The organism is Pseudomonas sp. Root401, from assembly GCF_001425105.1.
GTDB lineage: Bacteria > Pseudomonadota > Gammaproteobacteria > Pseudomonadales > Pseudomonadaceae > Aquipseudomonas > Aquipseudomonas brassicacearum.
The window spans coordinates 130,859-142,401 of the sequence record NZ_LMDO01000007.1; the positions used below are offsets into that span (position 1 = coordinate 130,859).

11 protein-coding genes and 3 tRNA genes are annotated in these 11,543 nt (G+C 55.3%); 4 read left to right on the forward strand and 10 right to left on the reverse strand.

Annotation, left to right across the window (positions count from 1 at the left end; all coding sequences use genetic code 11):
* Positions 1–103: 103 nt before the first annotated feature.
* From clpX to ASC85_RS07585, 6 genes are all read right to left on the reverse strand, one after another.
* Positions 104–1,387 (reverse strand): ATP-dependent Clp protease ATP-binding subunit ClpX, encoded by a 1,284-nt coding sequence (gene clpX, locus ASC85_RS07560; protein WP_003183176.1) that lies wholly within the window; start codon positions 1,385–1,387, stop codon positions 104–106.
* Positions 1,388–1,499: 112 nt separating this feature from the next.
* Positions 1,500–2,135: an ATP-dependent Clp endopeptidase proteolytic subunit ClpP gene (clpP, locus tag ASC85_RS07565; protein WP_003199862.1), complete on the reverse strand. Its 636-nt coding sequence runs from the start codon at positions 2,133–2,135 to the stop codon at positions 1,500–1,502.
* Between the two features lie 93 nt (positions 2,136–2,228).
* Positions 2,229–3,539 (reverse strand): trigger factor, encoded by a 1,311-nt coding sequence (gene tig / locus ASC85_RS07570; protein WP_003199860.1) that lies wholly within the window; start codon positions 3,537–3,539, stop codon positions 2,229–2,231.
* A 422-nt stretch (positions 3,540–3,961) separates the two neighbouring features.
* Positions 3,962–4,046, reverse strand: a tRNA-Leu gene (locus ASC85_RS07575).
* Between the two features lie 58 nt (positions 4,047–4,104).
* Positions 4,105–4,180, reverse strand: a tRNA-His gene (locus ASC85_RS07580).
* Positions 4,181–4,221: 41 nt separating this feature from the next.
* Positions 4,222–4,298 (reverse strand) — tRNA-Arg (locus tag ASC85_RS07585).
* 281 nt (positions 4,299–4,579) lie between these two features.
* On the opposite strand from ASC85_RS07585, the gene folD reads away from it, so the two are divergent.
* From folD to ASC85_RS07600, 3 genes are all read left to right on the forward strand, one after another.
* The gene (gene folD, locus ASC85_RS07590; RefSeq protein WP_057448845.1) at positions 4,580–5,434 is read left to right on the forward strand and encodes a bifunctional methylenetetrahydrofolate dehydrogenase/methenyltetrahydrofolate cyclohydrolase FolD; all 855 of its coding nucleotides are present in this window, start codon (positions 4,580–4,582) and stop codon (positions 5,432–5,434) included.
* A gap of 313 nt (positions 5,435–5,747) precedes the next feature.
* On the forward strand, positions 5,748–6,686 hold the full coding sequence (gene pbpG, locus ASC85_RS07595) for a D-alanyl-D-alanine endopeptidase (protein ID WP_057448846.1): 939 nt from the start codon (positions 5,748–5,750) through the stop codon (positions 6,684–6,686).
* Between the two features lie 372 nt (positions 6,687–7,058).
* Positions 7,059–8,183: an IS481 family transposase gene (locus ASC85_RS07600; RefSeq protein ID WP_057448847.1), complete on the forward strand. Its 1,125-nt coding sequence runs from the start codon at positions 7,059–7,061 to the stop codon at positions 8,181–8,183.
* Positions 8,184–8,523: 340 nt separating this feature from the next.
* Here the strand turns inward: ASC85_RS07600 and ASC85_RS07605 are convergent, their stop codons facing one another.
* The 4 genes from ASC85_RS07605 to ASC85_RS07620 form a co-directional block, all read right to left on the reverse strand.
* Positions 8,524–8,724, reverse strand: coding sequence for a hypothetical protein (locus tag ASC85_RS07605; RefSeq protein WP_013693816.1), 201 nt, complete (start codon positions 8,722–8,724; stop codon positions 8,524–8,526).
* A gap of 106 nt (positions 8,725–8,830) precedes the next feature.
* A complete protein-coding gene (locus ASC85_RS33005; RefSeq protein ID WP_038858728.1) occupies positions 8,831–9,256 on the reverse strand; it encodes a hypothetical protein in 426 nt (141 codons plus the stop codon).
* A gap of 251 nt (positions 9,257–9,507) precedes the next feature.
* Positions 9,508–9,726, reverse strand: coding sequence for a hypothetical protein (locus tag ASC85_RS07615; RefSeq protein ID WP_038858730.1), 219 nt, complete (start codon positions 9,724–9,726; stop codon positions 9,508–9,510).
* Positions 9,727–9,787: 61 nt separating this feature from the next.
* Positions 9,788–10,333 carry a DUF4410 domain-containing protein gene (locus ASC85_RS07620; protein ID WP_038858732.1) on the reverse strand — a complete coding sequence of 182 codons (546 nt, stop codon included), beginning with the start codon at positions 10,331–10,333 and terminating at the stop codon, positions 9,788–9,790.
* A 576-nt stretch (positions 10,334–10,909) separates the two neighbouring features.
* On the opposite strand from ASC85_RS07620, the gene ASC85_RS07625 reads away from it, so the two are divergent.
* Positions 10,910–11,335, forward strand: coding sequence for a hypothetical protein (locus ASC85_RS07625; protein WP_223523236.1), 426 nt, complete (start codon positions 10,910–10,912; stop codon positions 11,333–11,335).
* The last annotated feature ends 208 nt before the right edge of the window (positions 11,336–11,543 follow it).

Genomic DNA, 11,543 nt, shown 5'->3' on the forward strand with positions numbered 1-11,543 from the left:
AGATGGGGGCAGCCTTGAAAAAAAACAAGCGCTAAGACACGTCTAAAACGCGCAAAAAGCAAAGGGGCCCGAAGGCCCCTCCTTTGTTCCGGCAGCGGGACGCTTAAGCGTCCGGTGCGGCCTTGGCAGCCGGCTCACTGTTTTCATAGATATACAGTGGCTTGGACTTGCCTTCTATGACGCTTTCATCGATCACGACTTTACTCACCTCGGACTGCGAGGGGATCTCGTACATCGTGTCGAGCAATACGCCTTCGAGAATCGAGCGCAATCCACGGGCACCGGTCTTACGCTCCAGGGCACGTTTTGCGACCGATTTCAGCGCGTCGGAACGGAATTCCAGGTCTACACCTTCCATTTCGAACAGCTTGGCATACTGCTTGGTCAGGGCGTTTTTCGGCTCGGTCAGGATCTGCATCAACGCTGCTTCATCCAACTCGTCCAGCGTTGCCAGGACCGGCAGACGACCGACGAATTCCGGGATCAGACCGAACTTGACCAAATCGTCAGGCTCGACTTCACGCAGGGACTCACCGACTTTCTTGCCTTCTTCCTTGCTGCGCACTTCGGCGTTGAAACCAATGCCACCACGGGTGGAACGGTTTTGAATAACCTTTTCCAGGCCGGAGAACGCACCGCCGCAGATGAACAGGATGTTACGGGTGTCGACTTGCAGGAATTCCTGCTGCGGATGCTTGCGACCACCTTGGGGTGGAACGGAAGCGACCGTACCTTCGATCAACTTGAGCAAGGCCTGCTGCACGCCCTCACCGGAAACATCCCGGGTGATGGACGGGTTGTCGGACTTGCGGGAAATCTTGTCGATTTCATCGATATAGACAATGCCCATCTGGGCCTTTTCCACATCGTAGTCGCACTTCTGCAACAACTTCTGAATGATGTTCTCGACGTCTTCACCTACATAACCCGCCTCGGTGAGGGTGGTTGCGTCGGCAATGGTGAACGGAACGTTCAGCAAGCGGGCCAGAGTTTCGGCAAGCAGGGTCTTACCCGAGCCTGTCGGGCCGATCAGCAGGATGTTGCTCTTGCCGAGTTCGACGTCGTCATTCTTCTTGTCACGTTGGTTCAGGCGCTTGTAGTGGTTGTACACCGCTACGGCCAGTACCTTTTTCGCACGTTCCTGACCAATCACATACTGATCAAGGATGCCGCTGATTTCTTTAGGCGAAGGCAATTTATGCGCGCTGCTCTCGGCCTGGGCTTCCTGCACCTCCTCGCGGATGATGTCATTGCACAGGTCGACGCACTCGTCGCAAATGAAGACCGAGGGGCCGGCAATCAATTTGCGCACTTCATGCTGGCTTTTGCCACAGAAGGAGCAATAAAGCAGTTTGCCGTTGTCCTCGCCGTTGCGGGTGTCAGTCATTCGATCGATCCAAATCCGATAGGCTTGCAACACAAGATGAAGGCAATTGCGGGCTTTTTCAAGCCCGCAGGTGATCGGACCTGCCGATCAACCTCATTTTGAGCTGCTTATTTTAAGCGGGGCGCTGGTTGATCACTTCATCGATCAGACCATATTCACGTGCGGCTTCAGCGCTCATGAAATTGTCGCGGTTGGTATCGCGCTCGATTTCTTCTAGCGTGCGCCCGCTGTGCTTGGCCATCAAGGTATTGAGGCGCTCGCGAATGAAGAGGATTTCCTTGGCATGGATTTCAATATCCGATGCCTGGCCCTGGAAACCGCCCAGCGGCTGGTGAATCATCACGCGCGAGTTCGGCAGGCAGTAACGCTTGCCATGGGCACCAGCTGTCAGCAAAAACGCACCCATGCTGCAAGCCTGACCGATACAGGTCGTCGAAACGTTAGGCTTGATGAACTGCATGGTGTCGTAGATCGACATGCCCGCCGTCACCGAACCGCCAGGGGAGTTGATATAGAGATGGATATCCTTGTCCGGGTTTTCGGCTTCAAGGAACAACAGTTGCGCACAGATCAGGTTGGCCATGTAGTCCTCTACCGGGCCCACCAGAAAGATGACGCGTTCCTTGAGCAGACGCGAGTAGATGTCATAGGCACGTTCGCCGCGGGCGGACTGCTCGATAACCATCGGGACCAGGCCGCCTGCGGCCTGGATGTCAGAGCTCTGCTGATAAAAAGAATTGCGGGACATGTCTCGCAGTCACTCCCAAATAGTTATGTCTTGAATACGCATAAGCCAGCGCGAAGGCTGGCTTATGGGTGTTTATTTCTTACCGCAGAACCATCAATCGGCTTGTGGAGCTTCCACCGGCTTGACCGCTTCTTCGTAAGAGACCGCTTTATCGGTCACGCTAGCTTTCTGCAGAACAGTATCCACAACTTGTTCTTCCAGCACAACCGAACGGACTTCGTTCAGCTGCTGGTCGTTCTTGTAGTACCAGGACACAACTTGCTCAGGCTCTTGATAGGCCGAGGCCATTTCCTGGATCAGCTCGCGAACGCGGGCTTCGTCAGGCTTGAGCTCGAACTGCTTGACCACTTCGGCGACGATCAGGCCCAGTACGACGCGGCGCTTGGCTTGTTCTTCGAACAATTCGGCAGGCAGCTGGTCCGGCTTGATGTTGCCACCGAACTGCTGAACAGCCTGCACGCGCAGACGGTTCACTTCGTTGTCCAGCAGGGCCTTTGGCACTTCGATCGGGTTGGAGGCCAGCAGACCGTCCATGACCTGGTTCTTGACCTTGGACTTGATGGCCTGGCGCAGCTCGCGTTCCATGTTCTTGCGAACTTCGGTACGGAAACCTTCCAGACCGGTTTCCTTGATGCCGAACTGGGCGAAGAACTCTTCGTTCAGCTCAGGCAGTTTCGGCTCGGAAACAGTGTTGACGGTCACGGTGAACTCGGCGGCTTTGCCAGCCAGGTCCAGGTTCTGGTAGTCCTCAGGGAAGGTCACGTTCAGAACGCGCTCTTCACCGGCCTTGGCGCCAACCAGGCCGTCTTCGAAGCCAGGAATCATGCGACCGGAACCCAGTACCAGCTGGGTAGCCTTGGCGGAACCGCCCGCGAACACTTCACCGTCGACCTTGCCGACGAAATCGATGTTCAGTTGATCTTCGTTCTGGGCAGCACGCTCAGTCACTTCGAAACGGGTGTTCTGCTTGCGCAGGATGTCCAGCATCTTGTCCAGGTCAGCATCCGACACGTCAGCGCTCAGGCGCTCGACGGCGATGGATTCGAAACCGGCAACCGTGAACTCAGGAAACACTTCGAACGTGGCGACGAATTCCAGGTCCTTGCCTTTTTCCAGCACTTTAGGCTCGACGGACGGAGCACCGGCCGGGTTCAGCTTCTGCTCGACGACCGCTTCGTAGAACGAAGACTGGATCACGTCGCCCACGGCTTCCTGACGCGCATCAGCTTCGTAACGCTGACGGATCACGCTCATTGGCACTTTGCCTGGGCGGAAACCTGGGATTTTGGCCTTTTGGGCAGTCTGCTGCAGACGCTTGTTGACCTGAGTCTCGATGCGCTCAGCCGGCACGGTGATGCTCATGCGGCGCTCAAGAGCAGAAGTATTTTCAACAGAAACTTGCATGGATATTCCTCGTTGCACAGACGTTGGCCGGGCGTTTCCGACCCCAGAATCAAGGGCATGCATTCTAGTAGGTCAAACTCAAGAAGTCACCCTACTGAAAACGCGCTGGAAACAGGCGCCGGATTTAGGACGGGACAAACGGTCATGCCCCACCCGGATTGCAAATACAGCCGATTCAGCCCAAGGCTCTGCGCCGACGCTTCTATATATAGAAGCGGCTTGCCCGATCGCCCGACGCCCGCCCCCACAAGGAGACCGACGGACATGTCGCGCATCATCACGAAACACATTCGCGACGAACCGACCGCTACGCGCAGCGCCAAAAACCGTACCGACGCCAAACACAGAACCACTGAAAACAAAAACGGCGCAGCCCTTTTCAGGTACTGCGCCGTTTTCTGCTATTTAAATAGCGACTTGTATGGTGCGGACGGAGAGACTCGAACTCTCACACCTTGCGGCGCTGGAACCTAAATCCAGTGTGTCTACCAATTCCACCACATCCGCGTATCAAGCTTTTAAAGCAAAGGCGCCAGATTGTTAGATCTGGCGCCTTTCTAGAATATGGGGTGGACGATGGGGATCGAACCCACGACAACGGGAGTCACAATCCCGTGCTCTACCAACTGAGCTACGCCCACCATATTGCCTTGTTGCCTTACTTGTGCCAAAGCTGCCTAATTGGCGCACCCGGCAGGACTCGAACCTGCGACCATCCGCTTAGAAGGCGGATGCTCTATCCAGCTGAGCTACGGGCGCCTTTTTAATCTGTATTCTTGGACGATTACAAACTAAGTGCTTTCAGTTTTACCGAGTTGAAACAACCAACTCCGCTCCACCTTCTTAACCAGTGCTAGGCTGTGCCCGACAAGTGCGACGAATGTTATAGACGGCCTGATAGGTCGTCAACTCTTTTTTAAAAAAAATTCATTTAATTAAAGGGGTTAGGGGAATTTGCAGACCAAGCGCCTTTGCCCCCACGCCCCGACATGCGAGAATGCGTTCTCTTTTTTTCCCCTCTCGATGGTTAACCACGCGCAATGACTGCACAACTTATCGACGGCAAATCGATCGCCGCCAGCCTGCGCCAGCAGATCGCCCAACGAGTCACCGAGCGCCGCCAGCAAGGCCTGCGCACGCCCGGCCTTGCGGTGATCCTGGTCGGCAGCGATCCTGCCTCTCAGGTTTATGTCTCGCACAAGCGTAAAGACTGTGAAGAGGTCGGCTTCCTTTCCCAGGCCTACGACCTGCCTTCCGAAACCACCCAGCAAGCGTTGGCCGATCTGATCGATCGCCTGAACGATGACCCGAACATCGACGGCGTTCTGCTCCAGCTACCGCTGCCCGAACACCTCGACGCCTCCAAGCTGTTGGAGCGTATCCGCCCGGACAAAGACGTCGATGGCTTCCATCCTTATAACGTCGGTCGCCTGGCCCAGCGCATCCCGCTGCTTCGTCCCTGCACCCCTAAAGGCATCATGACGCTGCTGGAAAGCACTGGCGTGGACCTGTATGGCCTCGACGCCGTAGTGGTGGGTGCGTCCAACATCGTTGGTCGTCCAATGGCCATGGAGCTGCTGCTGGCCGGCTGCACCGTGACCGTGACCCATCGTTTCACCAAGGATCTGGCTGGTCATGTCGGCCGCGCGGACCTGGTGGTGGTGGCCGCCGGCAAACCCGGCCTGGTAAAAGGCGAGTGGATCAAGGAAGGCGCCATCGTCATCGACGTGGGCATCAATCGCCAGGAAGATGGCAAGCTGGTGGGCGACGTCGTCTATGAGACCGCCCTGCCCCGCGCCGGCTGGATCACGCCGGTACCCGGCGGCGTAGGCCCGATGACCCGCGCCTGCCTGCTGGAAAACACGTTGTACGCGGCTGAAACGCTGCACGGCTGATACGCGTCAACAAAAAACCTGTGGGAGCGAGCTTGCTCGCGATAGCGATGGACCGGCCAACATCCAGTTGACTGACACATCGCTATCGCGAGCAAGCTCGCTCCCACAGGTGTTTCTGGCGACCGGACTTTAGCCGCCAAATTACGAATTTTTCAAATTCGTTTCGCCAAAATCCCCCTCATGAAACTTTATTTATTCACAAGCCCTGGCGGTACAGGCATATAGCGCTGCTGTCGCCCATACTCCTAAAATGCGACGTTTTTTTTAAAAGTCGTTGCTCAACGGCACCTTCAACTCTATCGAGTCTACTCGCGTGAAAATCCGTCTTTCCATCATCAGCCTATTCATCGCTTTCACAGGCAGCTTTATCACGCAAAATGTCGCTGCACAGGAAACCATCGCAGCCCCACGGGATACGGCCAAGCTGCAAGTCGCCTCGGGCAGCGCGATGTTGCTGGACCTGCAGACGGATAAAGTCGTCTATTCGAGCAACCCGGACGTGGTGGTACCCATCGCGTCGGTGACCAAGCTGATGACCGGCCTGATCGTGCTGGATGCCAAACAGAACCTGGATGAGTACATCTCCATCACCATCGCCAACACCCCAGAGATGAAGGGCGTGTTCTCCCGGGTCAAGCTCAACAGCGAGCTGTCACGCCGGGAGGTGCTGCTGATCGCCCTGATGTCTTCGGAAAACCGCGCCGCCGCCAGCCTCGCCCACCACTATCCAGGTGGCTATGCGGCGTTCATTGCCGCCATGAACGCCAAGGCGAAGGCGCTGGGCATGACCAGCACCCATTACGTCGAACCGACGGGCCTGTCGATCCACAACGTCTCGACCGCCAGGGACCTGACCAAGCTGCTGATCGCCGCTCGCAAGTATCCACTGCTGAGCGAACTGAGCACCACCAAGGAAAAGACCGTTACCTTCCGCAAGCCTGTGTATAGCCTGGGCTTCCGCAACACTGACCACTTGGTCCACAAGGCCAACTGGGATATCCAGTTGACCAAGACCGGCTTCACCAACGAAGCCGGCCACTGTCTGGTGCTGGTGACGAAGATGGGCAATCGCCCGATGGCACTGGTGATCCTCGATGCATTCGGCAAGTACACGCACTTCGCCGATGCGAGCCGGATTCGTAGCTGGGTCGAGACCGGAAAAAGCGCCGACGTGCCGTCAGTGGCCCTGCAATACAAGGCTGCCAAGAATCTCAAGAGCCGCCAGAGTGGTGTGGTGGAAGCTTCCAAGTAATCCACGCCCCCCCTAAAAGCCCTGACTCGTCGTAATGCTGTTCACTTAGAAAAAGCGGCGCTTCTTTCAGAAATGGGAAGTGCCGTTTTTTTTTGTTTTTTTGCGGTACTTGTTTTGGTGTGTATATCCGTTGCTGCGGTAACGGCGGCTTAGGGTTCCGCCCTGACGGCGGGTCACTTTCGAAAAGCGTGTACGGACCGGACACATGGTTGACGGGTGTGCGGGGACATGGTGGACACTTTCCAGCGAGCTAATTTCGCCGGAAAACCATCATGCCCTGGACTACGCGTGTACGGACCGGACACATGGTTGACGGGTGTGCGGGGACATGGTGGACACTTTCCAGCGAGCTAATTTCGCCGGAAAACCATCATGCCCTGGACTACGAGAGACACCATGAGCCTGAAAGAAGAATTCGTTGCCTTAGCACGGCAACCCGGCAGCAATAAACGTGAGCTGTGCCGACGATTCGGTATCAGCCCGCAAACAGCGTACAAGTGGATCGAACGCTACGAAGCGCAGGGCCAGTCTGGTCTGCAAGAAAAATCCCGCAGACCAGCGACCAGCCCCAAACTGACCCCGGCCGCTTTGGAAGCACAAGTCATCGCCCTTAGGCAGGCCCATCCAGCATGGGGCGGACGCACCATTAGCAGCCTGTTGGAAAGGCGTATCGCTCCAAGTACCGTTACCAATGTCTTGCACCGGCATGGCCTGATTCAACCGTCTCAGAAAGAACAAGCGGCGACGCTGCGGTTTGAACACGACGCGCCTAATGATCTTTGGCAGATGGATTTCAAAGGGCATTTCGCGCTGCAACAAGGTCGATGCCACCCCCTGACCCTGCTGGACGACCACTCTCGGTTCAGCCTGGCCATTCAGGCTTGTGACAACGAACGGGGAGCCACGGTGAAGGAGAAGATGATTGAGGTTTTCCAGCGCTATGGCTTGCCGGCTCGTATCAACGTTGATAACGGCCCGCCCTGGGGTTCGCCACGCAATCCAGGAGAAATTACAGAGCTGAGTATCTGGCTGATTCGGCTGGGAATTCGGATCAGCTTCAGCCGTCCTCGACACCCTCAAACCAATGGAAAGCTCGAGCGTTTCCATCGTTCACTCAAAGCAGAAGTGCTCAATGGACGTCACTTTTCCACACTGATGGACGCTCAATCGGCTTTTGATCAATGGCGTGAGGTTTATAACCTACAACGCCCCCATCAGGCGCTGGGCTACAAGGTGCCTATGGACCGCTATCGGAGCAGCCCCTGGGCGTATCCGCAGCAACTGTCAGACTTTGAATATGGCCCGGATGATGTGTTGGCCAAGGTTTATCACAGTCGGTTTCGCTTTCAGAAACGCTACTTCAGCATCGCCAAAGGACTGGTTGGACAGCACATCGCAATACGCCCTAACGCTGAAAGCGATGGCTTGTTTGACGTCTACTTCTGCCATCACTTCCTACGGACCTTCGACGTGAATACCCCTGACTACGGTGCATAATGTGTCCACTATGTCCCCGCACAGGTGTCAACCATGTGTCCGGTCCGTACAAAAAGCGCGAAAGTAACCAAAGCGCTYYTGCCCCACCACTCGGTGCCTCGCCTAGGCTCGGCATGCCTGAACGAAGGNCACTTCCTACGGACCTTCGACGTGAATACCCCTGACTACGGTGCATAATGTGTCCACTATGTCCCCGCACAGGTGTCAACCATGTGTCCGGTCCGTACATTGCGCGCCAAAGGTACGCCGACGCCGTGAAGCCAGGGACAAGACCACGATTTTGCCCCCCTTGTAATCGGCCCGTTTTATATCGTGGGTGTGTCCCATTTCTCGTCACGCTTCAATGAAGAACCCTGCGACTCTCCCCTATCCTGATCCTGTCGAGCGCCCTGTTTAAAGCATCCAAGGCATCGAGCAGGGCTTTCGCCTCAGCCTCCCGACCATCGCCCCAGAGGCGTTCTGCCATTTTGTTCAGTGCCTGGATGGAGCGCTCAATGTCAGCAGCAGTCGCTGCTTTGCTTTCCTGAAGTTTCTTTGGCATTGATCAACCCTTCCTCGGGGCGTTGCTTCATCAGCTTCGACGCAGATACATCACGGCGGAACGCTATGCAGGTGCTCCCTACCCATTCCACCGCCGATGCCCCCAATCAGCGCTTCGCGGACTCACACTGGACGCGTAGATCATGATTGTCGATATTCCCGCAACTACTGCTGCCGGTGGTGGCATTGCAGTAGGCGCGCTGGTCATGGTCATCAATGTTGCCGCAGGAACTGCTACCCGTCTCCGCGTTGCATCGCGCACGCAAGTCATGATTATCGATGTTGCCGCAACTGCTACCGCCCTGCTTGGCATTGCAATACGCCCGCTGGTCATGATCATCAATGTTGCCGCAAGAACTGCCTCCCAGCTCTGCGTTACACGCCGCACGCAAATCGTGATTATCGATGTTTCCGCAACTGCTGCCGCTTTCCCTGGCATTGCAATAAGCGCGCTGGTCATGATCATCGATGTTGCCACAACCGGCAAAGGCGTAACCGCTGAACATCAATACCATCGCAAGAATCAGTTTCATTTCATACGTTCCTGGGTCTGCCAGGAAACAGCCTGGCACTGGTTGATCCTCATTTATTGAGCGTCGCGACACGCTATCAAATTGACATCATTTTAAGGAAAAGTTCCGGGGTCGGATTGAGTGAAGCTGGAGGGATGTAGCCGGACGTTAGGGGGAAACAGGGGACAGACCACGATTTTGAGTTCATCTGTAATCAGCCCGTCTCATAATCGTGGCCTGCCCCGCATCCCCTCAATCCTTTAACTCTCACCTCATCTGTTCGCACCATAGAAGTGATTCAGCACCATTAGCTCAAACACAGCCACCAATGCACAGAACGCGATGAAGCCGGGGCTGAAGACCCGCCTGGGCTTGGATGAGCCGTCGCCCAACCAGGTCGCGTCGGAGTAAAAGGTAAACACCACGAGAAATACCAACAACGCATAGGTCCACGCCTTACTCCAGAACCCCTGTGTTTTCCATTGAGTCATCCGCGCTCTTCCGCAACCCGCTTTATTCGTCGACTCAGGACGCCGGTTAACCAGGATCGCATTACTTGGCTTTTGCGCTCTTGATATCACTTATGATTTTTTGGGAAATAGCCTGGACCTGCTCTTTGGTCATAGCCGACATGACACCTTCCCAAGCCGACGAGGACGTGTCATAGGTGCGAGTTCCAATCAGGTGACCCGATTTCAAGTCCGAGTAGTCTGCACTGGAATTGACCCACGCATTTCCCACCATGACCCCGGCTCCGTAGCGAGCACCTGGGGTCAGGTAACGGAAATTGGTCACGTTGATCTTGATACCGACACCGTCCTTGCCTTCGAGGCTTGATGCCTGAGCCTCTTTAAGGCTGTAGCCGGCGCGAGTTGCTTCGACTTGCAGGGCGTCATTCCATTCTTGCTTCAAGCGAGGCCAATCCTCGTTTTGTTGAACCTTGCTATTGCCTTGAAAGTTTACGACCAGGTTCTGCTTGGCTGACTCCTGAATGACGAGCGTTTCAGTCCCGCCGCTTTTCACAGAGGCAGCGCATCCGCTCAACATCAAAACAGCAACAGCGCAGGACAGCGCAATCGAAAGCTTGGAAGTGTTCATTGAATTTCCATATCCACAAAATCGGTTGAGAGAGGGGTTAAATATCCCGCTGAGCCAGATGGGCCCACACGCTGGACGCGCCGAATTTAGCACCAATACTTCGCTGCTACGAGCCAAGAACGGGCCAGGTGCGTGCATTAATCTGACGGCCTCAGAATCGTGGGTTTGTCCCTTCTTACCGGCGCGAAACCAGCCCTTACACAGGCGTCTATGGGCAGGTAACAGCCTTTCGAGCCTGCTTCTTGGTCCAGAGAAGACGACCGTTGATTCTTCCCTCAGACCATGACTCGGTAACCAGAGCGCAATTGCCACTCAGGTTCTCAACAAACGTCCTTGGATAACCTTCAGGCTCACCTCCCCCCAGACGCATCCAATTCGGAGTCCCAGTCAATGGCAACACACCAAGCCACTATGCTGCCATCCAACCGTCTTAAGAACAGCAGGCACCTGAGCTGGCGTTTGTATCCACCTGTCCTCGATCCTCTTCAACCAAACAATCATCGGCATTTTTCCGGCTTGAGATGAGGGGGACGGCATGGTCAAATAACCGATAGCCTTTTGCCATGGAGATCTCAGTTGAAGCAGTACCGCGGACCTATCCTGTTTTTCTCAGTAATGATCTCACTCTTTGTCCTGCTTCAACTCTGGCATGCACGGTCTGCTTCGGAAGACAAAAAGGAGGAGCGAGAACGCCAGCTTAAAGGGACCGCGCTCATCATGAATGCCCAGTCCCCGAAGATGGTCGATGGCACACGTCTTGATTCGGTAACCTATAACGACGGGATCATGCGTATTTCCTACACGCTTACAACAACCTCGAAAGATGAAATCGACTCCGACGCATTTACGAAAGACAAAAAGGCTCTTGCGGCCTCTGTATCCTGCGATGAAAAAGGTCTAGGACAGTTCGTGAAGTCGGGGCTCTTGATCAAATACACAATCAATGACTCAAGCAGTGCTCCGATCACTGACTTTCAGATAAGCAAGTCCGATTGCCTTTGAAGGTCAGCCCTGAATAAGCCCGCCTCTCTCGCGGGCTTTTTTATGCGTGCCGTACCCGCCCTCTCGACGTTTCCGCGCAGTCCGTCCCCTCGAACACATCCCACTGACTCCTCGTAAGCGTCCGCCCGACACCCTCTTGTTGATCAGACCTTCACCTGCTTCTTCAGCCATTGGTTGACCCAATCGCAGTCAAACGCTGTTGGATCAA

Bases quoted from the DNA above. Each gene is read 5' to 3' on its own strand.
- clpX (WP_003183176.1), bottom strand. From the start codon at position 1,387: ATGACTGACACCCGCAACGGCGAGGACAACGGCAAACTGCTTTATTGC.
- clpP (WP_003199862.1), bottom strand. From the start codon at position 2,135: ATGTCCCGCAATTCTTTTTATCAGCAGAGCTCTGACATCCAGGCCGCA.
- tig (WP_003199860.1), bottom strand. From the start codon at position 3,539: ATGCAAGTTTCTGTTGAAAATACTTCTGCTCTTGAGCGCCGCATGAGC.
- folD (WP_057448845.1), top strand. From the start codon at position 4,580: ATGACTGCACAACTTATCGACGGCAAATCGATCGCCGCCAGCCTGCGC.
- ASC85_RS07600 (WP_057448847.1), top strand. From the start codon at position 7,059: ATGCCCTGGACTACGAGAGACACCATGAGCCTGAAAGAAGAATTCGTT.
- ASC85_RS07605 (WP_013693816.1), bottom strand. From the start codon at position 8,724: ATGCCAAAGAAACTTCAGGAAAGCAAAGCAGCGACTGCTGCTGACATT.
- ASC85_RS33005 (WP_038858728.1), bottom strand. From the start codon at position 9,256: ATGAAACTGATTCTTGCGATGGTATTGATGTTCAGCGGTTACGCCTTT.
- ASC85_RS07615 (WP_038858730.1), bottom strand. From the start codon at position 9,726: ATGACTCAATGGAAAACACAGGGGTTCTGGAGTAAGGCGTGGACCTAT.
- ASC85_RS07620 (WP_038858732.1), bottom strand. From the start codon at position 10,333: ATGAACACTTCCAAGCTTTCGATTGCGCTGTCCTGCGCTGTTGCTGTT.